Origin of the sequence: Enterobacter sp. JS8-1 (assembly GCF_049187015.1) — a bacterium.
Classification (GTDB): Bacteria; Pseudomonadota; Gammaproteobacteria; order Enterobacterales; family Enterobacteriaceae; genus Enterobacter; species Enterobacter mori.
Map to the genome: position 1 here is coordinate 3,013,446 of NZ_CP185805.1, position 25,395 is coordinate 3,038,840.

Annotated in this window: 28 protein-coding genes; 10 read left to right on the top strand and 18 right to left on the bottom strand. The window is 58.9% G+C overall.

The window, feature by feature from the left end; genetic code table 11:
• Nucleotides 1–63: 63 nt before the first annotated feature.
• The 3 genes from ACOQH0_RS14385 to ACOQH0_RS14395 form a co-directional block, all read right to left on the bottom strand.
• On the bottom strand, nucleotides 64–426 hold the full coding sequence (locus ACOQH0_RS14385; RefSeq protein ID WP_421510656.1) for a hypothetical protein: 363 nt from the start codon (nucleotides 424–426) through the stop codon (nucleotides 64–66).
• A gap of 187 nt (nucleotides 427–613) precedes the next feature.
• Nucleotides 614–1,777: a methyl-accepting chemotaxis protein gene (locus ACOQH0_RS14390; RefSeq protein ID WP_421510657.1), complete on the bottom strand. Its 1,164-nt coding sequence runs from the start codon at nucleotides 1,775–1,777 to the stop codon at nucleotides 614–616.
• 112 nt (nucleotides 1,778–1,889) lie between these two features.
• Entirely contained in the window at nucleotides 1,890–2,381 is a 492-nt protein-coding gene (locus ACOQH0_RS14395) for a DoxX family protein (RefSeq protein WP_421510658.1), read from the bottom strand.
• A 351-nt stretch (nucleotides 2,382–2,732) separates the two neighbouring features.
• Between ACOQH0_RS14395 and ACOQH0_RS14400 the strand changes: the two genes are divergently transcribed.
• Nucleotides 2,733–3,545, top strand: coding sequence for a winged helix-turn-helix domain-containing protein (locus tag ACOQH0_RS14400; RefSeq protein ID WP_421510659.1), 813 nt, complete (start codon nucleotides 2,733–2,735; stop codon nucleotides 3,543–3,545).
• On the top strand, nucleotides 3,511–4,035 hold the full coding sequence (locus ACOQH0_RS14405; protein WP_421510661.1) for a hypothetical protein: 525 nt from the start codon (nucleotides 3,511–3,513) through the stop codon (nucleotides 4,033–4,035). Before ACOQH0_RS14400 ends, ACOQH0_RS14405 begins: the two co-directional genes overlap by 35 nt.
• 3 nt (nucleotides 4,036–4,038) lie before the next feature.
• Here the strand turns inward: ACOQH0_RS14405 and fliR are convergent, their stop codons facing one another.
• The 13 genes from fliR to fliF all read right to left on the bottom strand — a co-directional run bounded on the left by fliR (nucleotide 4,039) and on the right by fliF (nucleotide 14,461).
• A complete protein-coding gene (fliR, locus tag ACOQH0_RS14410; protein ID WP_421510663.1) occupies nucleotides 4,039–4,818 on the bottom strand; it encodes a flagellar biosynthetic protein FliR in 780 nt (259 codons plus the stop codon).
• The gene (gene fliQ / locus ACOQH0_RS14415) at nucleotides 4,818–5,087 is read right to left on the bottom strand and encodes a flagellar biosynthesis protein FliQ (RefSeq protein ID WP_025758644.1); all 270 of its coding nucleotides are present in this window, start codon (nucleotides 5,085–5,087) and stop codon (nucleotides 4,818–4,820) included. The genes fliR and fliQ overlap by 1 nt, the downstream gene beginning before the upstream one ends.
• 9 nt (nucleotides 5,088–5,096) lie before the next feature.
• Entirely contained in the window at nucleotides 5,097–5,795 is a 699-nt protein-coding gene (fliP, locus tag ACOQH0_RS14420) for a flagellar type III secretion system pore protein FliP (protein ID WP_420985377.1), read from the bottom strand.
• 29 nt (nucleotides 5,796–5,824) lie between these two features.
• Complete coding sequence (gene fliO, locus ACOQH0_RS14425) at nucleotides 5,825–6,196, bottom strand: flagellar biosynthetic protein FliO (protein WP_421510664.1); 372 nt, start codon at nucleotides 6,194–6,196, stop codon at nucleotides 5,825–5,827.
• Nucleotides 6,196–6,579, bottom strand: a complete 384-nt coding sequence (gene fliN / locus ACOQH0_RS14430) for a flagellar motor switch protein FliN (protein WP_182381324.1) — start codon at nucleotides 6,577–6,579, stop codon at nucleotides 6,196–6,198. Before fliN ends, fliO begins: the two co-directional genes overlap by 1 nt.
• A gap of 7 nt (nucleotides 6,580–6,586) precedes the next feature.
• Nucleotides 6,587–7,579: a flagellar motor switch protein FliM gene (gene fliM, locus ACOQH0_RS14435; RefSeq protein ID WP_420985337.1), complete on the bottom strand. Its 993-nt coding sequence runs from the start codon at nucleotides 7,577–7,579 to the stop codon at nucleotides 6,587–6,589.
• A gap of 5 nt (nucleotides 7,580–7,584) precedes the next feature.
• Nucleotides 7,585–8,091, bottom strand: a complete 507-nt coding sequence (locus tag ACOQH0_RS14440; protein WP_421510665.1) for a flagellar basal body-associated FliL family protein — start codon at nucleotides 8,089–8,091, stop codon at nucleotides 7,585–7,587.
• A 129-nt stretch (nucleotides 8,092–8,220) separates the two neighbouring features.
• The gene (locus ACOQH0_RS14445; protein WP_421510666.1) at nucleotides 8,221–9,285 is read right to left on the bottom strand and encodes a flagellar hook-length control protein FliK; all 1,065 of its coding nucleotides are present in this window, start codon (nucleotides 9,283–9,285) and stop codon (nucleotides 8,221–8,223) included.
• Nucleotides 9,282–9,731 carry a flagellar export protein FliJ gene (fliJ, locus tag ACOQH0_RS14450; protein WP_421510668.1) on the bottom strand — a complete coding sequence of 150 codons (450 nt, stop codon included), beginning with the start codon at nucleotides 9,729–9,731 and terminating at the stop codon, nucleotides 9,282–9,284. The genes ACOQH0_RS14445 and fliJ overlap by 4 nt, the downstream gene beginning before the upstream one ends.
• A gap of 12 nt (nucleotides 9,732–9,743) precedes the next feature.
• The gene (gene fliI / locus ACOQH0_RS14455) at nucleotides 9,744–11,108 is read right to left on the bottom strand and encodes a flagellar protein export ATPase FliI (protein WP_421510669.1); all 1,365 of its coding nucleotides are present in this window, start codon (nucleotides 11,106–11,108) and stop codon (nucleotides 9,744–9,746) included.
• Nucleotides 11,105–11,809, bottom strand: coding sequence for a flagellar assembly protein FliH (locus ACOQH0_RS14460; RefSeq protein ID WP_421510670.1), 705 nt, complete (start codon nucleotides 11,807–11,809; stop codon nucleotides 11,105–11,107). The genes fliI and ACOQH0_RS14460 overlap by 4 nt, the downstream gene beginning before the upstream one ends.
• Nucleotides 11,796–12,782: a flagellar motor switch protein FliG gene (gene fliG / locus ACOQH0_RS14465; RefSeq protein ID WP_421510672.1), complete on the bottom strand. Its 987-nt coding sequence runs from the start codon at nucleotides 12,780–12,782 to the stop codon at nucleotides 11,796–11,798. The genes ACOQH0_RS14460 and fliG overlap by 14 nt, the downstream gene beginning before the upstream one ends.
• Nucleotides 12,782–14,461 (bottom strand): flagellar basal-body MS-ring/collar protein FliF, encoded by a 1,680-nt coding sequence (gene fliF / locus ACOQH0_RS14470; protein ID WP_421510674.1) that lies wholly within the window; start codon nucleotides 14,459–14,461, stop codon nucleotides 12,782–12,784. The genes fliG and fliF overlap by 1 nt, the downstream gene beginning before the upstream one ends.
• A gap of 264 nt (nucleotides 14,462–14,725) precedes the next feature.
• On the opposite strand from fliF, the gene fliE reads away from it, so the two are divergent.
• From fliE to ACOQH0_RS14510, 8 genes are read left to right on the top strand one after another with little or no spacing between them, the layout of a single operon-like run.
• On the top strand, nucleotides 14,726–15,049 hold the full coding sequence (gene fliE, locus ACOQH0_RS14475; RefSeq protein ID WP_421510675.1) for a flagellar hook-basal body complex protein FliE: 324 nt from the start codon (nucleotides 14,726–14,728) through the stop codon (nucleotides 15,047–15,049).
• 16 nt (nucleotides 15,050–15,065) lie between these two features.
• Nucleotides 15,066–15,920: a CheR family methyltransferase gene (locus ACOQH0_RS14480; protein WP_420985328.1), complete on the top strand. Its 855-nt coding sequence runs from the start codon at nucleotides 15,066–15,068 to the stop codon at nucleotides 15,918–15,920.
• On the top strand, nucleotides 15,917–16,993 hold the full coding sequence (locus tag ACOQH0_RS14485) for a protein-glutamate methylesterase/protein-glutamine glutaminase (protein ID WP_421510678.1): 1,077 nt from the start codon (nucleotides 15,917–15,919) through the stop codon (nucleotides 16,991–16,993). Before ACOQH0_RS14480 ends, ACOQH0_RS14485 begins: the two co-directional genes overlap by 4 nt.
• On the top strand, nucleotides 16,983–17,369 hold the full coding sequence (cheY, locus tag ACOQH0_RS14490; RefSeq protein WP_262814791.1) for a chemotaxis response regulator CheY: 387 nt from the start codon (nucleotides 16,983–16,985) through the stop codon (nucleotides 17,367–17,369). Before ACOQH0_RS14485 ends, cheY begins: the two co-directional genes overlap by 11 nt.
• A 5-nt stretch (nucleotides 17,370–17,374) precedes the next feature.
• A complete protein-coding gene (gene cheZ / locus ACOQH0_RS14495; RefSeq protein ID WP_420985326.1) occupies nucleotides 17,375–18,013 on the top strand; it encodes a protein phosphatase CheZ in 639 nt (212 codons plus the stop codon).
• Nucleotides 18,014–18,031: 18 nt separating this feature from the next.
• A complete protein-coding gene (gene flhB / locus ACOQH0_RS14500; RefSeq protein ID WP_421510680.1) occupies nucleotides 18,032–19,177 on the top strand; it encodes a flagellar biosynthesis protein FlhB in 1,146 nt (381 codons plus the stop codon).
• Entirely contained in the window at nucleotides 19,177–21,270 is a 2,094-nt protein-coding gene (gene flhA, locus ACOQH0_RS14505; RefSeq protein WP_421510681.1) for a flagellar biosynthesis protein FlhA, read from the top strand. The genes flhB and flhA overlap by 1 nt, the downstream gene beginning before the upstream one ends.
• Nucleotides 21,267–21,671, top strand: a complete 405-nt coding sequence (locus ACOQH0_RS14510; RefSeq protein WP_421510682.1) for a flagellar protein FlhE — start codon at nucleotides 21,267–21,269, stop codon at nucleotides 21,669–21,671. Before flhA ends, ACOQH0_RS14510 begins: the two co-directional genes overlap by 4 nt.
• A gap of 42 nt (nucleotides 21,672–21,713) precedes the next feature.
• On the opposite strand, the gene ACOQH0_RS14515 is transcribed toward ACOQH0_RS14510, so the two are convergent.
• Both ACOQH0_RS14515 and traF read right to left on the bottom strand, forming a co-directional pair.
• Nucleotides 21,714–23,858, bottom strand: coding sequence for an autotransporter outer membrane beta-barrel domain-containing protein (locus tag ACOQH0_RS14515; protein WP_421510683.1), 2,145 nt, complete (start codon nucleotides 23,856–23,858; stop codon nucleotides 21,714–21,716).
• Nucleotides 23,859–23,996: 138 nt separating this feature from the next.
• The gene (traF, locus tag ACOQH0_RS14520; RefSeq protein WP_421510684.1) at nucleotides 23,997–25,202 is read right to left on the bottom strand and encodes a conjugal transfer protein TraF; all 1,206 of its coding nucleotides are present in this window, start codon (nucleotides 25,200–25,202) and stop codon (nucleotides 23,997–23,999) included.
• Nucleotides 25,203–25,395 lie beyond the last annotated feature (193 nt).

Here is a 25,395-nt window from a genome sequence, read left to right on the forward strand (position 1 = left end):
ACCTTACATTGTCATTACGCGCGTGCCTCACGCGCGGTTTGCCCTCCCTGGTGGAGGGCTTTTTTATTTCACGTTCTGGCACGTAAAGGCCTGCGACTTCCCGCCCTTCTTCTGCGCTAACGCGATATATCCCTGTTTGCCCATGTCGAACTCAAGAGTTCCCTCTGCACTGCTGAACATCATCTGCGAAGGATTGTGCTTCGGCTCCGTTGGTTCAACAAAATGGTATGTAGTGCTGTCGAACATCACCGTTTCGGTTTTTGAGTACATTCTGACAAGACGATTTTCGCCGCTCTCATCGCTGCACTGCAGGTTCATAACGGAGAAGTCCGGCTCAATAGCCGCGGTTTTTTCGGTGGCACGTTCGGCACAACCGCCCAACGCAAGAGCCGCACACAGGCCGTAAATTGCTTTACTCTTCATCATCTTCCTCTTCCTTAACGCTGCCTGACTAAGGGTAGCACCTAACAAAAAGCCCTCCACCAGGGAGGGCTCAAGCTGCTGATAACATGCGACTTGTGAGTTTCGCCCGGCGGCGCTCCGCTTGCACGGGCCTACAACATCGGTAGGCTGGGTAAGCGCAGCGCCACCCGGCAAGAAAGACGACGCCAGGCTAGCGGCTTGTGCGCTGCATTAAGGTATTCGCCACCGTATAAACTTCTTCAATCAACACGCTGTTATTCTGCGTAACCGACGGCGCGCCGTTCTGCGCCTGCATCATGGCATCGTCAATCAGCGCCCGAAGTTCTTTTGACGAGCGCGCGCAGCGGCTTGCCAGATTGCGCGACTCCACGGCAAACACGCTCTCTTCGTTGTGCAGCGAATAGCTGTAGGCGCGGCTCGCCAGCTGCACCAGCGTGCCGCTGCTGTTGGCGATCTGCTGTGCGGCATCGTGCAGGGCGTTCATCCCCTGAACCACGCCCGCGGCGCTTTCGCTCAGCATGGCGAGGAGATTCCCGTTGGCTTCAGGTACCCGCAGCAGACGCTCGTTTTCCTCCGCAACCGTACTGGCTGCCCGCGCAATCACGCTCACCTGCTCGCCGATCTCCTGCATCAGCGGCGGTAGCGGCACGCCCTGCTCGGTTTTTAGCTGCGACGGCAGCTCTTCGTTGAGGCGGGACAGGTGCAGGTTCAGGCTGCGCAGCAGCGTCAGGGTGGAAACCAGCAGCAGGGCCGCCAGCGGCCACGGCTTGTGCAGGAGGATGCCGGGGCGCTCGCCCATCCGGCGGGTGGGAACATCAATGGCCAGCAGCCACGGCGTCTCAGCGATCGGCGTTACCACCAGCGTGTGCTCGCCGCTGGCGCTGCGAAAACGGGTATGCCGCACCCCTTCCCCCGACTGGGCCAGCAGCGCGCGCAGCGGTACCGCCATCGGCAGGCTGGCGTCGTTGAGAGATTGCACCGTCGGCGCACCGGCGGCATCGCCAATGATGCGCCCGGTATCGTCGACCATCCAGGCGCGCCCCCCCAGACGCTCGCCAATCTCTTTGACCAGTGAATTGAAGAACTGTCGGCTATTGCCCGTCTCTTCGGCAATATCGGTATCGCCGGGGGCACTTTTATCCAGCGCGAAGCTTTTCAGGGTGACCACGCTTTCAGTCATGGAGCGCTGCTGCGCCTCGACGCGATCGAGTTGCTCACGAAGCTCGGTGGCAAGGGCATCCACCTGCGTGCGCAGGCGCTGCCCTTCGGTGCGGATAAACCACGGCATGACGCCCGTTTGCAGCAAAATAAGTAAGGTAACGAATATTACGACCAGTATGACAATAAAAACCATGACATCAGCGCCTGTTCTTTTATGGCAGCACGACGCTGCCTCTACAGGGCTATTTTATTATGCAGCCGTCAGGAAATAAGCTCTTCAAACCGTTGATAACCGCGCATTCTTGTTAACCCTCAACAAAAACAATCTTACGGACGTTATCCCAGCGCTTAACCAGCCAGCCGTCGAGACTGCAAAGCGTCCCACCCCAGGTGATGATAAGCAGGCACAGCGTCATATAGAGCGTCTCGGGCAGATAAAAGAGCCAGCTCAGCCATGCCAACAGGTTCAGCCCTTGCGGAATGGTATAGATACCAATGGTTACCAGCGCCACGCTGCTGATAATAAACAGGACAAGCGCACATAACCGGCTGAGCAGCCCAAGGGTCAGCAGTAGCCCCATCGAACATTCCAGAAAGGACACGACCACCGCCATGATCGCCGGAAAAGGGATCCCCGCATCGGTCAGGGTGTCCAGCATGAGCTGCTGGTTTTCTGGAACAAATAATTTGTTGAATCCGGCGGTGAAGAAAAATAATCCCAACACCAGACGGCAGAGTAAAATGGGGAACGTGGCCGCCGTGTCAGATGTTTGCAAAAAACGTTTCAGAGAAATCATTATTCTTCCTTGTTAATAAAGACTGTGTAATAAATTCAATAAGATGTGTTTTATGCAGTATAAATTCCGCTATTCCGATAGCAACCACCTGAACGACCTTACCGACACAATTAATCCTTTTCTTTACATTAATTTATATTAATTCGAAAAAATTATTGCGTGTCATTATCAACAGAGGCCCATTAATAACCTTAGTTATAACAGGGACGTTATTAATAGTGGTTGCAAAAATACGACGTTAGACATAAAAAGCATGTCGCTCTGGCTTCCAGCTAGCAATACCGTGCATTCATTACTATTAATTACAGTAGCCAGAAGCGATGCCCATTACACCAGAAGAATCAATTAACTATGCAAAACACTATCGCGATTGGATCGTTAGTCACGTTAGATCTACACACCCGCGTGCTTGAACGTACGGATACGCATATTATCGTCACCCTCCCCCACAGCGCCTGCCTGTGCCTTGCCGCGCTGGTGGAGGCGCAGGGCGACGTCCTCTCCCAGGAGCAATTAATGGATATCGGCTGGCGGAGCGCCGGGGTTGAAGTGACCGACAACAGCGTGCGGGTCATGATTACCAAGCTGCGCCGGGCGTTTAGCGATCTGAACCTGCAGGACGCTATCACGCTGATGGCCGTCACCCGCAGCGGCTATCGCCTCCTCGTGCGCGAGACCTCCAGCGAGCTGCCCCCCTCGGCATTGACGGAGCCGATACCCGCCTCCGTTCAGGCCGATACACCATTGACAGGACCGACCGTCACGCACGGCTCGCCTCGCCAGCGCAACACGCTTAAGCCCAAGGTGTCTGTCACCTTGGGCGGCATGCTCGTGGGGCTGGTAATTGCACTTCTGGTGCGCGGGATGTTCGACTTTAGCCCCCAGCCGGTCCACTTTGTGCGCTGGAACGGCCCCGGCGTGCCGCCCGGCACGCAGGTGATGGTTCAGGAAGATAAGCAGTCACAACATGCCCTGATTGAATCCACGCTGCAAACCTATACCCGCCACGTGCTGGACCGTCGTCCCAACGAGAAACCAGCCGCCGTGCTGTACGTCACCACCGGCTCCGAAAAGATGAGCCAGTTCCAGGGGCTTATTGCCTGCCAACAACCCTTTAAGGATTCAGGGAATGACTGCGAATCGTTCTATTTTCGCCTTTATTAAATCCCCGCTTGCCCTGCTGTTTCTGGGCGGGATGGTCGCCGGGCTGGGCGGCATGGCGCTGTACGGGTTTAAAACCGCCGCGTACGCCTCGCAGTGTATCGCCCCTACGTCCTACTACGTGATTGAGGACGACAACAACGCGACAGTGGCACGCGGCATCTACCGCTCATACCGTGACGGCCTGTTCAGCGGGCATACCACCTATATCGGCAGCATCAGTCATTTTAAAGACGGCAAGCGCGACGGGCTGCCGAAAGCGGTCAACCGTGAAGTGCGGTACGATGTGGAACTGTCGGGCAAGCGGATCCATCTGACCGTGACCAGCCAGCACCGCAAGCTCGGCGGCCAGACCACGGATCAGGACGTGACCGACTATGTCTTCCCGCAAATCAAACCGGGGGAAGTGGGCACCAGCACCGTTTATCTGCTGGACGATAAAGTGCTGGCCACCGGTACAGAAACCGTCGCCCGTATCGCCTGCATGAACTGAGGGTTACACCAGCGCCTGAATCATCCCGGCCAGCAGGTCAAAACCGGTGGCCATCAGGCGCTCAAAGAACGGAGCGAGCGTTTCGGCAATCAGGAACAGTGCCAGCATGCCGAAGGTGAGCGTCAGCGGGAAGCCAATCACGAAGATGGAGAGCTGCGGCGTCAGGCGGTTTAACAGCCCGAGGATAAAGTTGATGCACAGCAGCAGCGCAATGACGGGCAGCCCCAGCATCAGCCCCTGGCTGAATATCATCCCCGCATGGGTGACCAGATACAGAAACCCGCCCGCATGCAGCGGGATGGCGTTTATCGGCAGCGTCTGAAAGGTGTCCGCCAGCAGCGCCAGCAGCCAGAGATGGCCGTTAAAGGCAAGGAACAGCAGCGTCACCAGCAGGTTGAGAAAGCGCGAGATCACCGGGCTGTTGCCCGCGCCCGGGTCAAAGAAGGTGGCAAAGGACAGCCCCATCTGCATGCCGATGATCTCACCGGCCATGCGCACGGCGGCAAACAGCAGCTGTAGCGTCAGCCCCATCGCCGCGCCGATAATCACCTGTTTGGCCAGCACCCAGCCCCCTTCCCAGGAGTAAAGCCCCACCTGCGCATCGGGCAGCGTGCCGCCGATCAGGATCGCCGTCAGCAGCGCCAGACACGCCCGCAGGCGGGCACTGATCGCCTTCTCGCCAAATACAGGGGCAACGTGCAGCAGCGCGGCAATGCGCACCATAATGAAAAAGTAGTGGCTGACCAGCCCGTAGAGCTGGTCGAGAGGCAGTCCGAAGGCCATCAGCCGATCACGTAGGGGATGCTGGCGAACACCGCGCGGGTGTATTCGATAAAGATTTTCATCATCCACGGGCCGAGCGCCACCGCGACGCCGACAATCATCAGGATTTTGGGGATGAAGGTCATGGTCATTTCGTTGACCTGGGTGGCGGCCTGCAAAATACTGATAATCAAACCGGTGACCAGCGCGGCCACCAGCAGCGGGGCGGATATCATCAGCCCCACCTTAATCGCCTGCATGCCAATCACCATAACGCTTTCCGGGGTCATGGGTCTCTCCTAACTGTAAAAGCTCTGCGCCAGCGATCCCACCAGCAGTTGCCAGCCGTCCACCAGCACAAACAGCATCAGCTTGAACGGCAGCGCAATGGTGGTCGGCGGGACCATCATCATCCCCAGCGCCATCAGAATGCTGGCGACCACCAGATCGATAATCAGGAACGGAATAAAGATGGTGAAGCCAATCTGGAACGCGGTTTTCAGCTCGCTGGTGATAAACGCCGGCACCAGAATACTGAGCGGCACCTCGGCCGGCGAGGCGACATCCGGCGTCTTTGCGATACGGGCGAACATCGCCAGATCGCTTTCGCGCGTCTGGTCAAGCATGAACGCACGCAGCGGCTTCACCCCTTCTGCCAGGGCGACCTCCATGGTGATTTTATTTTCCTGCAGCGGCTGCCAGGCTTTTTCGTAGATCTGGCTGAACACCGGAGACATCACGAAAAAGGTCAAAAACAGCGACAGCCCCACCAGCACCTGGTTCGGCGGTGCGGTAGGCGTGCCCAGCGCGTTTCGCATCAGCCCCAGCACAATGATGATGCGGGTAAACCCGGTCATCATCAGCAGCACGGCGGGGATAAAGGTAAAGCCGCTCAGCAGCAGCAGGGTTTGTACCGGCAGCGTCCAGCCGCCTTCCCCGGCAGGCTGGCCGAGGGTGATGTCACCGTTGGCCGCCAGCGCACCGGCGGCGGGCAGCATCAGGCCGATCGCCAGCAGCAGACGACGTTTCACTGCTCACCTCCGGGACGGTATTTCTGACGCAGCTTTTCCAGCATCAGCGGAAAGGTTGCCGCGGGCGCGGAGGTCTGCGTGGCGCTTTCCGGGCGCGTCTGCGTGGCGAGGCAGGTGATCTGCGAGGCGGTCACGCCCAGCACCAGACGCTGCTCGCCCACGTCAACCAGCACCAGGCGTTCTCGCGGCCCGAGCGACTGGGTCGCCACCAGGGTCATGTTGCCCTGGGCGTCGTTCAGCCGACGCGCCAGCCCGCTGCGGCGGACGGCCCAGGCCAGCACCACCATCAGCAGGATAATCAGGGCCAGCGCGCCGCTGACCGTCATCAGCACCGAGCCGGTGGCCGGGAGGGAGTCAGTGGCGTTCATCAGCGGCTCAGACGGTGCATGCGCTCAGACGGGGTGATGATATCCGTAATGCGGATACCGAATTTATCGGACACCACCACCACTTCGCCCTGCGCAATCAGGTAACCGTTGATCAGGATATCCAGCGGTTCCCCCGCCAGACCGTCCAGCGAGACCACCGAGCCCTGGCTTAAGCGCAGCAGCTCTTTGATGGTCATTTTGGTGCGTCCCAGCTCCACGGTCATTTTTACCGGGATATCCAGGATCAGGTTCATCTCGTCAGAAAATTGCGGTGCAGCCATTGAGTCGGTAATTCCCGCCGCGTGCTGTTCGGTCATCGCCTCACCCCACAGATTATCAATGGACTGATCGTCAGAACCCGATGAGGTGTTCATATCGCTCATGGGGAAATTACTCCTTGTTTAATGAAAGTAGTGAAGGCTGAATCATCTGCTCAACCTTCAGGGCATATTGATTGTTGACGGCACCGTAGCGGGCCGTGAAGACCGGTACACCACCGACGCTGGCCTCGATAAATTCCTGCTTGTCCAGGGCGATAATGTCGCCTTTTTTCATCTGCATGACGCTGGAAAGCCGGGTGCCGATATCCGCGAAGCGTGCCGTCAGCTCCAGCTCGGTTTCCCGCATCTGGCTTGCCAGCAGGCCGCGCCAGTGGGAGTCCTCGTGCCGGGAGTTGTCCATCGGCGGGTTACTCAGCAGCTCGCGCAGCGGCTCAATGGTGCTGAAGGGAATACAGATATTGAACTCCCCGCGGTGCGAACCGATCTCCACTGAAAACGGCGTGGTGACCACCACGTCGTTTGGCGACGAGGTGATATTGGTGAACTTCACCTGGATTTCGGAGCGGATGTACTCCGTTTTGATTTTGTAGATCGAGCTCCAGGCAAATTCGTACGCCTCGCGCGCCATCGACAGCATGCGGTGGATCACGCGCTGTTCGGTGGGCGTAAACTCGCGCCCGTCGGCCTTTGTCGGAAAACGACCGTCGCCGCCAAACAGGTTATCCACGGCCATAAACACCAGCCCCGGCGAGAACGCCATCAGCGAGGTGCCGCGCAGCGGGTTAAGGTGCAGCAGGTTCAGGTTTGTCGGCACCGGCAGGTTGCGGGCAAACTCGTGATACGGCTGGATCTTAATGTTCCCTGCCGTAATATCCGGGCTACGGCGCAGCAGGTTAAACAGCCCCATGCGGAACTGACGGGCAAAGCGTTCGTTAATGATTTCCAGCGAGTGCAGACGCTCGCGGATCACCCGACGCTGGGTGTGCGGGTCGTACGGTTTAACCCCTGCGTCTGCGCCGTTTTTATGATGTTCGCTGCTGCTTTCAGCATCCGCGTTAAGCAACCGGTCGATCTCATCCTGAGATAAAAAGCTGTCAGCCATAATAATTACCGCAGAATAAATTCGTTAATAAGGACGTCAGTGACGCGAATGGACTGGTTAAATGCCAGCGGTTTATCCAGCTCGCTCTGAATATTACTTATCAGGCGGCGCTTACCTTCATCGGTGGCTAAATCTTCATAGGTCTGATGGGTTAACAACATAAATAAGCGGCTGCGATATTCCGGTAAATATTTTTCCAGCACGGCCAGCGATCTCTGTTCTGCCACCCGAATCGACAGGCCCAGATACAACACCCGATCCGATTCATTCGGCGTCGGCTTCAGGCTCACGGTAAACGTATTCATTGAGGCGTACAGCGGCTCGACCTGTGCGGGTGCAGGCACGGTGATCGCCTCACCTGCCACGACCGCTTGCGCCGGTTGGGTGAATTTCATTTCCCAGAACAGATAGCCAGAAAATCCGCACGCCACAACGGCAGTCAAAAACATGAACGTCATCAGAAGCGAGCGAGACCCTCCGCCGCTGGCGACCTTTTTATTTTTATTACTCATTGAACGTATACCTGATAAATAAGCGAGGGCTGTTAATCACCCTCGGGTCAATATGGCGGACATTGTAGTCCAGATCATCATCCTGATAATCAGGCGATAAAATTTCATTCCTGAAGCTAATTCGCCACTTCAGGCAAAGGTGTTAATGCCGTATATATTTCCGGGGGTCGTTGTTAATAATGTGGGAACACTTTCTTCTTCGACCAACGGCGCTTCCCCCTCCTGCGCGGCGTGCTCATCACCCGATGCGTTTTGGCCCTGCTCACCGGAGGCAAACTGCTGCCCTTCCGCACTCACGTTGGCCTGGCCGAGCTGAATACCGGATTCCGCCATCGCGGCACGCAGCTGCGGCATGGCCTGCTCCATGGCGTGGCGAATGTGGGCGTGCTCGCTGACGATATGGATCTGCGCCTGATCCTGCTGCACGCGCAGGGAGATCTGCAGCGACCCCAGCTCTTCCGGGTGCAGGCGGATCTCCGCGCTGTGCAGCCCGTTGCGGCTAAAAATAGCGATATGCTGGCTGACCGACTGCTTCCACTCCGGCGTTTCCGGCGGATGGTTGACGGTGACAACCTGCTGCGGCGCATGGGCTACGCTGGTGCGCACGGCGGCAGGCAGCGCCACGGCGCTCACCGATGTAGCCGCAGGCATCTCTGCCGTGACCATCGCCTCGCTGCTCACCGGGGCGGGCTGTGCCGTCTGCGACGCGGCGTTTGCCGCAGGCGTGTTATCGGCGGCGGCCATCAGCCGAGAAACCGTCTTTTCTGACGCGGGAATGTTGGCGTTTCCCCCGCCGTTCGCAGGCTTAACCGGCTCAGCCCCAGTGACGCTGCGGGTCACCAGCTGCTGCAGCTGCCACTGCGGGCTTTCTTCACCCTCGCCTTCAGTGAGTGCAACCCCTTTCAGGGCCTCTGCCAGCCCCGGTGGCGACGCGAGCAGCAGTCCTTCAGCATCGGTTTCCGGCGCATCGTCGGTCAGCTGTTCAGGCAGTAACTCCGCGGGCAACCCCGCCCCTGCCAGTGCGGCTTCCGGCAGCGCTGCCAGCGCCTGCGGATCGAGTCCCGGGAAAAGCTGCATCAGTTCCGCCAGCTTGCCGTCCAGCGCCAGGCTGAAGCCTTCGTCTGAGTGCAACCCGGCCTTCGGCTTACCCTGCGCTCCGCCACCCAGTAACAGGGCGGTAATATCAATATTCATAGCCTCTCTCTCTTTTGTCCGGCTCGCTGGGCAAATTCATCCATCAGCTTTTGTTCATGTCGGCTCTGAACCAGGGCCTGCGCCGTCGCCCGACGTTCAATCAGGGTTTCAAACGCGTTCAGGCGCTGCTTGTTGTGCACCCAGGTCTGTTTCACCTTGTCGACCGCCTTTTCGCAGGCGTTAACGTGGCCTTCCTGCTGCTTCACCACCTGCTTCAGCGACAAAATAAACGACTGGTGATTCACCAGATCCGCCACCGACATGCCGTCGCCCATCATCCCCTGACGCAGAGAGTGCTGGTACTCCTGCTCGTAGTGCTGGAGCTGCTCGTGCTGGGTCATCGCCTGCTGAAGCTGCTGCTGCGCCCCGCCCAGCGCGCGGGTGGTCTCCGTGAGCGTCTCCTGCGCCATGTCGCGCAGCATCGTCATCGGGTTTTTCACGTTCATCGCGCCTCCGGATTAGTCTTTGATGTCGGGGAAAAGCCCGGACAGGGCGCGCACGGCGTCGTCATAGCCGCTGCGCTCGTGGATCGCCTGGTGGAGGAACGCCTCCAGCGACGGGTATTTATCAATAGCCTGATCCAGCATCGCGTCGCTGCCTTTGACGTATGCGCCCACGCTGACCAGATCGCGGTTGCGCTGATACGCGGAAAGCAGCTGTTTAAAACGCTGCACCTTGCGGTACTGGGCATGCGGAATAAGCTCGGTCATGGCGCGGCTGATCGAAGCTTCAATATCGATGGCCGGATAGTGGCCCGCCTCGGCAAGACGACGCGACAGCACGATGTGACCGTCGAGGATCGCACGCGCGGCGTCGGCAATCGGATCCTGCTGATCGTCCCCTTCCGTCAGCACGGTATAAAACGCGGTGATCGAGCCGCCCCCCTTCACACCGTTACCGGTGCGCTCGACCAGCGCAGGCAGGCGGGCAAAGACCGACGGCGGATAGCCTTTGGTCGCGGGCGGTTCACCGATGGCCAGCGCCACTTCACGCTGGGCCATGGCGTAGCGCGTCAGGGAGTCCATGATCAGCAGCACGTTGAGGCCGCGCTCGCGAAAATCTTCCGCGATGCGCGTCGCGTAAACGGCCCCCTGCATGCGTAAAATCGGCGACACGTCAGCCGGGGCGGCAACCACTACCGCCCGCGCCAGCCCCTGCTCGCCGAGGATATTCTCAATAAAATCTTTTACCTCGCGGCCGCGCTCGCCGATCAGCCCCACCACGATGACGTCCGCCGTGGTAAAACGAGCCATCATGCCGAGCAGCACGCTTTTGCCGACGCCGGAACCGGCGAACAGGCCCATACGCTGCCCGCGCCCTACCGTCAGCAGGCCGTTAATGGCGCGCACGCCTACGTCGAGCACGTTTTTGATCGGGTCGCGATGCAGCGGATTAAGCGTCGGAGTAAAGAGCCCCGCGGCCGGTTTTCCCGGCGCGGGACGGCCATCCAGCGGACGGCCCTGCGCATCCAGCACGCGGCCCAGCAGGTGCGGGCCAACGGGTAATTGTTTACCGACGTGGCTGTCGCCCTGCAGAGCGTAAATGCGCGCCCCCGGCAGGATGCCGTCGACGTGCTCCAGCGGCATCAGGAACAGCGTCTGGCCGTTAAAACCCACCACTTCGCTCTCAACGGGGACAATCCCCTGCTCCGTCTGGCGCTCGACGATGCACAGCGCGCCAATCGGCAGCTTCAGCCCCACGGCCTCCATCACCAGCCCGGTGGCGCGCGTCAATTTCCCATACTGGCGAAAATCGGGCACCTGAGTGAGTTTCTCTTCCACCCGATCAAGGGCCGATAGCCACGTTTTTAGCTGCTGGCTCATTGCGAGAGCTCCTCGCGCGCCAGCTGGCGAAGCGCCTGCCAGCGGGTTTCCATGCTGGCGTCCACTTCCACATCCGGGGAGACGACGCGGCAGCCGCCAGCGGCCAGGCTGGCGTCGCGATGCAGCTCCCAGCCCATTGCGGCAAGCGTCTCACCGAGCGCCGCCTGCACGGCGTCAAACGCCTCCGGGCTGACATACAGCTGGATGGTGCCGTGCAGCAGCGTGTCCTGCTGCATCAGGCTGCGGATTTGCGTCACGAGCGCATGGTTGTCCGCCACGCGGGACGTGCCGTAGAGCTGCTGCACCGCCGTCAGCGAGAGCTGCACCAGACGGGCCGGGATCAGCCCTTCGAGGTTTTCCAGCGCCAGCTTAAAGTTGCTGACCCACAGCTCGGCCTCGCGCAGCAGCGCCTGCTGCTCCACGCGCGCCTGCTCAACGCCCTGGGCAAACCCGGCCTCTCGCCCCTCGGCAAGCCCCGCCTCATAGCCCTGCTTGCGGCCCTCTTCCTGACCCTCTCGCTGCCCCTGGGCAAACCCCTGCTGTTCCGCCTGCTTGCGCAGACGCGCCAGTTCGGCCTTCAGCTGTGCCTCAGACTGGGTGTTATCCATCGTCGGCAGCGGGGTCTCCAGCGGTTCGCCCAGCAGATTTTCAGGCTGCCAGGCACGCCATCCCGAGGCGTTGTGTTCATCAAACGTAGGCATCGTCGCTGCCTCCAATCAGGATCTCGCCGGACTCGGCCAGGCGACGCACCACGTTGAGGATGGTCTTCTGTTCGGCTTCGACCTGCGACAGACGCACCGGGCCACGGGAGGCCAGATCGTCGGTCATCAGCTCGGCCTGACGGCGGGACATGTTGCGGAAGAACTTCATGCGCAGCGGCTCGTCGGCCCCTTTCAGCGCGACGATCAGCGTCTCGCTCTCGATCTCCTGAAGCAGGCGCTGGATGCTGCGGTCTTCCACGTCCACCAGGTTTTCGAACAGGAACATCTCGTCGATGATCTTCTGCGCCAGCTCGCCGTCGAAGTCGCGCACCGCCTCGATGGCCGACTCTTCCTGGTGAGACTTCATCAGGTTGAGGATCTCGGCCGCTGGACGGACGCCACCCATCTTGCTGCGCTTGAGGTTCTGACCGTGCAGCAGGTTGTTCAGCACTTCCGTCAGCTCCTGCAGCGCGGCTGGCTGTACGCCGCCGAAGGTGGCGATACGCAGCATGATGTCGTTACGCTCGCGATCGTCGAATTTGCCCAGCACGTCCGCCGCCTGGTTACGCTTAAGGTGGACAAGGATGGTGGCGATGATCTGCGGATGCTCCTCGCGGATAAGATCGAACACCGCCTGCGGCTCCATAAAGTTGAGCGTTTCGATGCCGTTGGTGCCCTGATGGGTATCCAGCAGATCTTCCAGCAGCGAGGACGCGCGCTCTTCGCCCAGCGCCTTGACCAGCACGCTGCGCAGGTAATCGTTGGTATTGAGGCTAAGCGCCGCGTATTCGCTGGAGTCTTTCTTGAACTCTTCCAGCACGCTGGACATCTGGTCGTGAGTAAAGCCCGCCATGTTGACCATCGAGGCACTGATCTGCTTCACCTCGTGGGCGTTGAGGTGTTTGAACACCTCCGCCGCCAGGACATCTCCCAGCGTCAGCATGACGATGGCGCTTTTATCTGAGGCATTCATTATTTCGGCTCCTTACTCATCCACTGGCGGATCACCAGGGCGATAACGCGCGGCTCCTGCTCTGCCAGCTCACGCAGCTGTTGACCATTGAGTTCTGTGTCCACCCGCTGCTGGGCACGGTCGCGGTTGTTTTTCTCCGCGGCACGTTTTTTCGCAGCCATTTGTTCTTCGCGGGCCTCTTTCTCCATCTCCAGTCGACGGAGAGTGGTCTCCTGATGGCGGATCCAGGCGGGCTGCACCAGCTTGCGCCACATGACCCAGGCGATAATGGCGATGACCAGATAGCGGGCGATAGCCATTAACAGCGCGTAGAAACGATCCTGTTCCCAGAACGGCGGTACCGGCTCTTCCACTACGCCGTTAAAGGCGGAGTTGAGGATGTTGACGCTGTCGCCGCGCGCGGCGTTGTAGCCAATCGCCTCTTTCACCAGCGCGTTAATGCGGGTGAGTTCGGCCTCGCTAATCGGCCCCGGCTTGCCCTCTTCCCCCTGCGGCAGGTGGTTGATGACCACCGCCACCGACAGGCGCTGAATGCGACCGGCGTTGGATTTGGTGTGGGTCAGGGTACGATCGACCTCAAAGTTGGTGGTTTCATCGCTGCGGTTGTTATAGGGCTGCGCAGGCTCACGGCTGGCACTGCTGCCGGTGGAGTTCTCTTTTTTATCGTCCGCTGGCGTATTCAGCGGTTGGGTGATGGGCGCGGTGGCCGGTGCCGGAGGCGTGTTGCTCAGCGCACCCGGCACGCCGCCCGCGCCACGGCGATTCCCCTGCTCGGCCAGACTCGCCTGACGGCTGCGGATCGCCATTTTTTCCGGGTCGCTGTTCGGCTGGTACTGCTCCAGGGTTTGCTCCTGCTCGGTGAAATCCATCTGCGCGGTCACCTGGGCGCGGATGTTTTCATCCCCCACCAGCGGAGCCAGAATGCGCTGGATGCGCTGCTGATAGTCGGTTTCAATTTCACTGGTGTATTTCAGGTGCGCAGTTTGCAGGCCGCGCATGCCGCTCTGAGTAAGAAGGTTGCCGCGCTGATCGACAATGGTCACGCTCTCTGCTGCCAGCCCGGTCACCGCGCTGGAAACAAGGTGGGTGATGGCCACCACCTGGCTGTCGTCCAGGGTGCGGCCCTGCAGCAGGTTAACGGTGACCGACGCGGTCGGTTTCTTCTGTTCGCGGACAAACATCGACGGCTTCGGCGTGGCCAGATGCACGCGCGCGCTCTGGATCGGACCGAGATTCTCAATGGTACGCGCCAGCTCGCCTTCGAGTGCGCGCTGGTAGTTCACCTGCTCGGTGAACTGGCTGACGCCAAATTTCTCCTGGTCGAGCAGCTCAAAGCCCACCGAGCCGCCCTTCGGCAGCCCCTGCTGGGCCAGCTTCATGCGCACCTCATGCACCTGCGATTCGGGCACCATGATCACGCCGCCCGGCGTGTCGATACGGTAAGGGACATTGAGCTGAGACAGCTGCGCCACGATGGCGCCGCCTTCTTCATCACTGATATTGCTGAACAGCACCCGGTAATCCGGCTCCTTTGCCCAAAACATCAACGCAATGATGACGGAAAGCGCGGCAGCGCCGCAAATCACCAGCAAAAGCTTCGGGCTGCCGCGAAGGGAGGAGAGCATCGATTTCATTCGCTCTGCCGGATTGTTGGTTAACTCATTTAGTGTGGCACTCATGCCGTATTCCTGTATGAAATAGCACGCATCAGCGATGCGCGTCAGCTCACGAAATTCGCGAGAGTGGTGTCGACGATTTCAAAAATATAAGAATTTTTCAGGCGGGCATTATCGTCTGAAAGGCATTTTTTTTAAGGATAAATAAGCTCAAAGTTCTGTCGGCTTATTGGATTTTCTGAGGTTTTTATTCGCGTGTTAAGCTGTCGACGTTTAAAAGATGTGCAATAAACAGTGGCTTTTATCTCATTAATCAGGAATTGAAAAATGTCAGCGACATTAATGCGTGGCGTACTCGATCAAATACAAACCCAGGCGCAGCAGGTCAGTGGTTCGTCTAACCGGCTGCAAAGTCCGCGCGGTGACGCCCCCTCCTTTTCTGACGTTTTACTTAACAGCATTAACGAAATAAATAAAACCCAGGTTGAGGCAAAGAGCAAAACACAGCAGTGGATGTCAGGAAGTCAAGATGTTGCCCTCAATGACGTAATGCTGGCGATGCAGAAATCGTCTATTTCATTCAGCTTTGGTATGCAGGCGCGAAATAAAATGATCGGCGCGTATCAGGAAATAATGAATACCCCGGTTTAAGGTCTACTCCTATTCTATGAGTGAAATTATCAGCACGTCTGCACGCTTATCCCTGAATACGCTTTCTCTGACCGACAGCGAATTACAGCGTGTCGGGAAATTAATCTATAAGCGTGCCGGCATTGTCGTCAACGCGCAAAAGCGAGAGATGATTTTTAATCGTCTCTCGCGTCGCGTGCGCACGCTGGGACTGGCCACGTTCAGCGAGTATATCGCCCTTCTTGAGTCGCACTCTGAGCACCCGGAATGGCAGAACTTTATCAACGCGCTGACCACTAACCTGACCTCCTTTTTCCGCGAGGCGTATCACTTCCCGATCCTCGCGGAACATGCGCGCCAGCGCGCTAGCGGCTACCGCGTCTGGTGTACCGCCGCCTCAACGGGGGAAGAGCCCTGCTCTATCGCCATGACGCTGAACGAGCAGTTGGGTGCGTCGGTGGCCGGACCGCGCATCTGGGCGTCGGATATCGACACCGAGGTGCTGGCAAAAGCGGAAGCGGGTGTGTACCGGCTGAGCGATCTGGACGCGCTGACGCTGGTGCAAAAGCGCCACTATTTTCTGCGCGGGGCGGGCGACAACAGCGAATGGGTGAAGGCCCGGCGGGAACTGCTGTCGGCCATTCACTACCAGCAGCTTAATCTGCTGGATGAGAAATGGTCCGTACCCGGGCCGTTCGACGCCATTTTCTGCCGCAACGTGATGATCTATTTTGACGCGCCGACGCAGCAGCGTCTGTTGCAGCGTTTTGCGCGCCTGCTCAAGCCGGGCGGGCTGCTGTTTGTCGGCCATTCGGAACATTTTAACCACGCACACATTCCGCTGCGCCTGCGGGGGCAGTCGGTGTATGAACTGACGGAGGCCACACGGTGAAGGCGATTCGTGTGCTGGCGGTCGATGATTCCGCCCTGATGCGCAACATGCTCAGCGCGGTGGTCAATCAGCAGCCTGATATGGAAATGGTCGGCACGGCGCCGGATGCGTTTATCGCGCGCGAGATGATTAAACAGCTCAATCCGGACGTGCTGACGCTGGATATCGACATGCCGCGGATGGACGGGCTGGAGTTTCTCTCCCGCCTGATGCGCCTGCGCCCGATGCCGGTGATTATGGTCTCTTCCCTGACTACCCGTGGGTCGAAAGCTACCCTGACCGCGCTTGAGCACGGTGCGGTGGATTTTCTGCCCAAGCCGGAGCATCGCGGCGCGGAGAATATCGACATCTGGAGCCAGTTGGTGGTGGAGAAGATCCGCGTCGCCGCGCGCGCGACGCTGGCGCAGCACAGTGCCGTCGCCCGACCGATCCTCGCCGGTATCCCTGTGCGCCAGCAAAGCATCATCGCCATCGGTGCGTCTACGGGCGGCACGGAGGCGCTGCGCCGGGTGCTGATGCCGCTGCCGGCCAGCACGCCGGGGATTGTGATCGCCCAGCACATGCCTGCCGGTTTCACCCACTCTTTCGCCCAGCGGCTCGACTCGCTGTGCCAGATTGCGGTGCGTGAGGCGCAGGATGGCGAACCGGTGCGGCCCGGTACTGCCCTGATTGCCCCGGGCGATCGCCACATGGAGATCATCTGCCAGGACAACGGCTACCGGGTACGGCTTAGCGATGCCCCGCCGGTGAATCGTCACCGTCCGTCGGTGGATGTGCTGTTTGACTCCGTGGCGCGTCAGGCCAGCAAACACGCCAGCGCCGCCCTGCTGACCGGCATGGGCGCTGACGGCGCGCGCGGCCTGCTGCACCTGCGCCAGACCGGCGCGTTTACCCTCGCGCAGAGCGAAGCCACCTGCGTGGTCTTCGGCATGCCGCGTGAGGCAATTGCGCTGGGCGCAGCGAAGAAGATCGTCGACCTCGACGATATCAGCCAGTGCTTACTGGACAGTTTTCATAAACATAAATTATCCAAAACCGACTCACGTTCAGGAGATACCCCCCATGTCGGATAAAAATTTGCGTTTTCTGGTGGTGGACGACTTTGCCACCATGCGACGCATCGTACGAAACCTGCTGCAGGATCTGGGCTACAAGCACATTGACGAGGCTGAAGACGGTCAGGACGCGCTCAACCGACTGCGCGCTGACAAATTCGATTTCGTCGTCAGCGACTGGAACATGCCCAATATCGACGGGCTGGAGCTGCTGAAAACCATCCGCAGCGACGCGGCAATGTCAACACTGCCAGTCCTGATGGTGACCGCAGAAGCGAAGAAAGAGAACATCATCGCGGCCGCTCAGGCGGGAGCCAATGGCTACATCGTTAAGCCGTTTACCGCCGCCACGCTGGAAGAGAAGCTCGGCAAAATCTTTGAAAAACTCGGGTAACCCTTATGAACTCCCCGTTAAACATGCAGGCGGATAACGCCACAGAGATTTTTGTTCGCATCGGACAGTTGACCCGCCTGCTGCGCGACAGCATGGCGAACCTCGGTCTGGAACAGGCCATCATGGAGGTCGCGGACGCCTTTCCGAACACCCGCGACCGCCTGAACTACGTGGTGGGCAAGACCTCGCAGGCCGCCGATCGCGCGCTGACCAGCGTGGAAGTGGCGCGCCCGCTGCAGGAAGGGCTGAGCGAGAACGCCTCCGCCCTGAGCACCCGCTGGGACGCCTGGTTTGAAAACCCGCAGCCGCTGAACGAGGCCCGCGAACTGGTCAAAGCGACCCGCGCCTTCCTGCACGACGTGCCGGAGAAGACCCAGCAGACCAACCGCCAGTTGACCGAAATCATGATGGCGCAGGATTTCCAGGATCTCACCGGTCAGGTGCTGCAAAGCCTGATGCACGTGATTGAGACCGTTGAGAAAGAGCTTATCAGCGTGCTGGTGGAAAACATGAGCGAGCGCGACGCCAGCGCCGCCGCCGGTGACGCCCATCTGAAGAACGGACCGCAGATCGACACCCGTGCCGAGGGGATTGTGGCGTCTCAGGAGCAGGTGGACGATCTGCTGGAGTCACTCGGCTTCTAATCCCGCCGGGCGAATGTTATGTCAGAACAAAACGACAGCGAAAAAACAGAAGACCCCACCCCCCACCGAAAGCAAAAAGCGCGCGAGGAGGGACAGGTTCCCCGATCGCGCGAGCTGACGAGCGTCCTGATGCTGCTGGCAGGCTGGGGGTTGCTGCTGGTGGCGGGCGGCTGGCTGGCAAAACAGCTGCAGCACCTGCTGCACAACGGCTTAACGTTTGACCGACTGTTAGTCCGCGACCCGCAGCAGATGCTGCATCACGCCGGATCGCTGCTGGGGATCGCCTTTCTGGCCCTGCTGCCGTTTGTCGGCGGGCTGTTTTTGACCGCCGTCGCCACGCCGTCGCTGATTGGCGGTCTGAATATGAGCGCCAAGGCTCTCAAATTTAACGTCAAAAAGCTCAACCCGATCAGCGGCATCAAGCGTCTTTTTTCCGCGCAGATGGTGTCGGAAATGGTGAAGAGCATTCTGAAGGTGACCCTTGCAGGCATCGGCGGCGGGCTGTTTTTGTGGTTCAACAAAGGGAAATTTATCAGCCTGATGTATGAACCGCTGCGCATGGCACTGGGCGATATCAGCGCCCTGCTGATGGGCTGCATGCTGGTCATTATTTTATCGCTGATCCCGATGGTGGCATTCGACGTGGTTTACCAGCTCTGGAGCAATTTCAAGAAGCTGCGCATGAGCCTGAAGGAAATCAAAGACGAATTCAAAAATCAGGAAGGCGACCCGCTGATCAAAAGTAAGGTTCGCCAGCTGCAGCGCCAGATGGCGCAGCAGCGAATGATGAGCGATGTCCCCACCGCCGACGTGGTGGTGAATAACCCGACCCACTATTCGGTCGCCCTGAAGTATCAGGAAGGTGCCATGGGCGCGCCGATGGTGGTCGCCAGCGGTAGCGGGCTGATTGCCCTGCGCATCCGCGAACTGGCCGAAGAGAACCGGGTCCCTATGCTTGAGGCGCCGCCGCTGGCGCGCGCCCTGTATCGCCATTGTGACCCCGGCGCACCGGTTCCCGCCGAGCTGTACAGCGCGGTGGCGGAAGTGCTGGCCTGGGTTTATGGCCTGAAGCGCTGGCGTAAGGGCTACGGCCTGCGCCCGTTAACCCCTAAAGATCTTCCCGTTCCGGCGGGAATGGATTTTGCACAAGAGAGTAAAGAGTGATGGCTAATCTCGCCACCCGATTACGTTTACCCAACATGAAGGAAACCCAGTGGCAGGTGCTGGCCGGACCGGTGCTGATCATGACCATCCTCGCGATGATGATCCTGCCGCTGCCGACCTTTGTGCTGGACCTGCTGTTTACCTTCAACATCGTGCTGTCGATCATGATCCTGCTGGTCGCCATGTTTACCCAGAACACGCTGGAGTTTTCCGCGTTTCCGACGGTGCTGCTGTTCTCCACCCTGCTGCGTCTGGCGCTGAACGTCGCCTCCACGCGCGTGATCCTGATGAACGGCCACACCGGATCGGAAGCGGCAGGCCAGGTGGTAGAAGCCTTCGGCCACTTCCTGGTGGGCGGGAACTTCGCCATCGGTATCATCGTGTTCATCATCCTGATCATCATTAACTTTATGGTGATCACCAAGGGTGCCGGACGTATTGCGGAAGTGGGCGCGCGTTTTTCCCTCGACGGGATGCCGGGCAAGCAGATGGCGATTGACGCCGATCTCAACGCCGGGCTGATCGGCGAAGAGGAAGCCAAGCGTCGCCGTAAAGAGGTGACGCAGGAGGCGGATTTCTACGGCTCGATGGACGGTGCAAGCAAGTTTGTGCGCGGTGACGCCATCGCCGGGCTGCTGATTATGGCCATCAACATTATTGGCGGTCTGGTGATCGGCGTGATGCAGCACGACATGTCCGCAGGCGTGGCCGGTGAAACCTATACCCTGCTGACCATCGGTGATGGTCTGGTGGCGCAGATCCCCGGTCTGGTGATCTCCACCGCGGCCGGCGTGGTGGTAACCCGCGTCGCCAACGACCAGGACGTGGGCGAGCAGATGGTGGGCCAGCTGTTTACCTCTCCGCGCGTGATTGTGCTGGCTGCGGGCGTCATTGGCCTGCTGGGGCTGATCCCCGGCATGCCTAACTTCGTCTTTCTGCTGTTTACCGCCACGCTGCTGGGCGTCGCCTGGTGGCTGCGCGGCCGCGAAGGTGAAGCGAAAAAATCCGCGGGCACAGCGGCAGATGCCGATGCGGTGGACACTGAGGTGGCGCAGGTGAACGAAGCCACCTGGTCTGATGTACAGATGGAAGATACCCTCGGTCTGGAAGTGGGCTACCGTCTGATCCCGATGGTGGATCACGAGCAGCAGGGCCAGCTGTTGACCCGCGTGCGCGGCATTCGCAAGAAGTTTGCCCAGCAGATGGGCTTCCTCCCCCCTGCCGTGCATATTCGTGACAACCTGGACCTGGCGCCGACGCACTATCGCATCCTGCTTAAAGGGGTCAACATTGGTTCGGGTGAAGTTCAGCCGGATCGCTGGATGGCGATCAACCCTGGCTGCGCCGAGGGCGACGTTCCCGGCACGCCGTGCACCGAGCCCACCTTTGGCCTGCCGGCCCTGTGGATTGACGAAGTCCACCGCGAGCTGGCGCAGACGCTGGGCTACACGGTGGTTGACCCGAGTTCGGTAGTCGCAACGCACCTCAACCACCTGATTACCACCCATACCGAGGAGCTGTTTGGACGCCAGGAAGCGCAGCAGCTGCTGGATCAGATTACCAAACAGTCGCCTAAGCTGGTTGAAGATTTAATTCCGGCGGTGATTAGCCTGACTACGCTGCACAAGGTGCTGCAGAACCTGCTGGCCGAGCGCGTGCCGATCCGCGATATGCGCACCATCATCGACACGCTGGCGGAGTTTGCCACCGCCCAGAGCGATGCCGATGAGCTGACCACCCGTGTGCGGGCGCGTCTCTCCCGGGCAATTACCCAGCAGTGGTTCCCGGGCGAGGACGATATTCAGCTGATTGGCCTGGATCTCTCCCTGGAGCAGCTGTTGATCCAGGCGACCCAGAGCGGCAGCGCGATTGAACCGGGCATTGCCGAAAACCTGATGAAGCAGACCGAACAGGCGCTGCAGCACCAGGAAGGCTTAGGCGCGCCGCCGGTGCTGCTGGTGAACCCTGCCCTGCGTCTGATGCTGTCTCGCTACCTGCGCCGCATCTTCCCGCAGCTGGCGGTACTGTCCAGCCAGGAGATCAATACCCAGCGCAACGTGCGGATGACGTATCTGATTGGGGGGAAAGGATGATGAGAGCAGCGTTTGCGCTGCTTCTGGTCTCGCCGCTGGCAATGGCGGCGGACGGTTCATGGAGCGGCAGCAGCTTCGGCGGCGTGATGACCCGTGGACAGGTGGTACTGAAAAGCAAACCGGTGCAGAGCCCCTCTCCCCTTCCCGCAGGCAGTGTGGCAACGCAGGTGAACTGGAAGATCAAAACGCACGGCCTGACGCCCGTTGGGTTCCGTATTCGCCTGTGCAGCGCCGCGCGCTGCCTGACGCTGCCCGGCGTTGCCGGGGAACGGCCGCTGCCTGCCGGGATGCCTGCAGGCGGGCCGTTTCGTTTCGAATATTATTCCGTCGCGGGGGGACGTTTCGACGCACCGCTGACGGTGCTGAGTAATCAGGTGACGGTGAGTTATCGCTACCGTTGAAAGCGTGCTCTAGCGGCGAACCGGTAGAGCACGTTGTACCGCTTAGAAATCGACGCGCAAGCCTACATTCCCTACGATCGGCGACTCGACGTGCTCGCTCTTCGCATAGCTCGCATCCAGCCAGACCTGGGTTGACGGCGTAATCATCACGCTGAAACCGCCCGTGAACATCCCGCCCGTACCGGTAAAGTCGTTGGTGAAGTCATACGTCTCGTTGATTCGCGTGCTGCCGTTTTTCGCCAGCCCCTGGCTCAGCGCCGCCGCCGCGTAAGGCATAACCTGCATCTCACCGGCCTCCAGACGAGTGCTCACCCGCAGACCCGCCTGCGCCTGCAGCGAACGTCCATCACCCGTTTCTGCCGTCATCCCGTTGTTCAGTTTGACGCTCTCGGAAGGCGTTAACCAGCCGTTCAGGCCCGCAAACGGTGTCAACTGCGTGGTATCATTCACGGCAATATGACGACCCGCTTCCACGCCCAGGCCATATCCCCAGCTGTTCCACTCGGCACGCGCCGTTCCGCCATCGCTCATGCGGGCGCTCAGCTTGTTGTCAAAATGGTTAATCTGCGCTGAACCGCGGGTGTACCAGCCGTTAGCCGAGTTCAGCGTGGCGTACAGACCGCCGCCGTAGCTGGTGACCCGGCTCTGGCCGCCGCGGGCATGTTTCACCTGGCCGGTAGACTGGCTCAGGTAAGCGCCCGTGGTCAGATCGCCTGCCGCAAGGGAAGTCACCTTGTCGCCGCCCAGCATCATGCCGTTCTGTTCGAGGCGATATGCCGATCCCCACGCGCCGTCAACATCGCTTCGACCGTGCAGCGCGGTGCCCCACATCCCCGATTGCGGTTCAGAGCGGGTGTCATCAAGACGCGAACTCAGGATGTTAAGTTCATTTTCGTGGATAAACTGCGGCGCGGAGGCCATGGAGAGCATCGCATCGGTCGAGGCGGACGTGGTTCCTGCCTGAACCAGCTCCCAGTTATTGCCGTTACGCACAAGCGTTTGCTGCCAGGCGCCGACATCCAGGCGACCGCCGTTCAGGGCAAACTCAGCATCACCGCCGCCGGTACGCACTAGCGTCAGGGCATCGCTGCGGGTCGTTTCACGACCTGTGGCGGCCACGTGCAGGGTGTGGTTCCCGGTGGCGATGTCGGTGATATCCACAAGATCGGCTTCACCCGTGAGGAGATTGGTATTCATCACAAAATGGCCGCTGCCGGAGAGCGTGCCGAGCGTCAGCGTACCGTATTCCTCCCCCGCGGCAAACTTCACCGTTCCGCCCGCCATGGAGAGCGATCTGATATCGGAATTGGCCGTCATTTCATAGAGGGAGGTATTGTCCAGCGAAAGGCTGTTGACGTTGCTCATGCCGCCAGACAGAACGCTCCCTCTCGCAAGCGCGACGTCAACAATGGAAGAGCCTTCTGCCCGGATATCCCCTTCTGCATAGCTGGCGTTAAGGGAAAGCGCAACGTGACTGCCATTGTTGGCAACCAGCAGCACACCGGTTTGCGCGCTGGCCGTGCTGCCGTTTTCTAATCGAATATCATGATTGCCTGTCTCAACGTTAAAGGCGGGGCCTTTAACTGACCAGACGCTTGTGCGGTTCAGATTGAGCGCGCCACTTCCCGACAGATAGACGCCAGCGTTCATCCCTTTGATCACGCTATCAATAAACGTGCCGTTCATCGCGGTGAAGTCTACTGCACCTGTCCATATCGAATCCTCATTATGGGTATCATCGAAATAGCCCTTTTCAACAACGCTTTCGCCGTCCGCAGCATAGTACTGTTCAGCACTGAGGGATTTGGCTGAAAGTTTCGACTGATACTGAATAAGCTGCTTTTCAATGACGACATGGTTAAACTGCGCATCACCTAAAAGCCATGCATTCTGAATAGTTACGTCAGTGATGTTTGCCGTGCTGCCAGCGTCCACGCTCAGCAAGTCGTTAATTCTTCCCCCGTTCATGGCCAGGTGACCCGCAGAAACAACAATCTGCCCTGTTACCGCCTCTTTCGCCGTTAACGTCGCACCGTTCTCAACGCGGTATTTTTCATTCAAGGGTGAGCTGTCATCAATTAGCGTGTCTTTATCAATAAGAGTTTCGGCGTAGGCCATGCCTGTGGTGCCAAACGTCGCGATCAGAATAGCCTGACGGAGAAGGGAATGCTGGAATAGAGATTTCATCAAAAACCTTTTGATAAGTAAAAATATGAGAAGGACATTCCTTCAAATAACTTATCGGTGGAAAAGGTAATCGCTGAAATTTAAAACAGTCTGGTTTTTCCTGCGCCATTTACGGCGCAGGGGAGGTCAACATCAGGGTCAGAAATAGAATGTAAACTGTGCCGCACCGCCAATGGTGCGATCGCGCCCGGCAATGGCCGTTAAGTCAAACTGCATAGCGTCGCCAGCTGAAAGCCCCACACCGCCCGTCACGACGCGGCGATCGTTGCCACGCATATCAAGGCGGTAACCCGCGCGTAGCTGGACCCAGTCAGCCGTGCGCCATTCGGCACCAAAGGCCGCATACTGATTTTTATCAATATACTGAAAATGGCTAACCGGGGTCAGGTCAATATCGGCGCTCAGCGTGACCTGTTCCGTTTGCCATGCGGTACCCGCAGTGACCTGTGGTCGAATAATAAATGCAGGCTGGTAGCCGTTGACTTCGCGCGTTTTGACGCGGTTTTCAATGAGGTTCTGTGCTGAGAGTGCAATCATCCAACCCGGCGTCGGCGACGCAAAGAAACCGGCATCAACGTTAGCGCTCATGGTTTGCTGCTGCCAGTTACCGTCGCGCAGATCCGAGCTGTCATAGTTATTAATGGCAACGTTGTAGTTCCAGGTTTCGATACGCTGGATCTTCGGCGTGATCCCCACCCCCATCGGCATATCGCCCACGGTAAACGGATGGGCAATCGACACGCCGTATTCCGTGACCAGAGCCGCCATCCCTTCCGCGCGAGAGGTTAATTTATCCAGATCGTCTTTCACGGGAATAATTGTCCCGTTGGCAACCCCTTCCAGATACTCCAGATCGCTCTGGCTGACCAACGCACGCGCATTCCCTTTGGCCCAGCTATTCATTGATAACGCAATGGGAAGTGAATCATCCGGCACGGCGAGCACCATCGCCAGCCCGACGTTGGCATAAGCATTTTCCCCGGAGAGACCCGACACAATATCGCCCAGCCTGCCTGCGGCCTCGGCTTCAGTACCCGTGCCCAGGGCGTTTTCCAGCGTATCCCAAGCCGTTTTGACGTCATCAAAACCGTCGATCAGGTTTGCCGGATCGCTGACCTGCGCACCGATGGAGGGCGCAATCAGGCTGATAGTGTCCTGCGCGCGCGAGGTCGCCAGCAACGCCGGGTTCACTAACGGTGCCGCAGCAAAATGTGCTGACGCCACGCCGGTGCCGCCCATTGCAGTACTGCGTGCATCGAAGCCGTTATAAGACGCAGAGGCAAAAGGGACTGTTGCACTAAAACCTGCAATTAACAGGCTGTGCTTAATAATATTCTTTTTCATTTTATTTCCAGAGTAATATTGAGCGATATGTCAGGTGCTCATTGCGTATGATAGAAAGTGCTCTTTATTATGCTATCAAAAAGTTCATTCTGTTTATTTGGCGATAACCTGTAAGATATTTCCGCTATTAATGACTTTATTTATCAGCATTTTTTATTTCCCACCCGAACCGCTGAAATGCTGACAAATACGC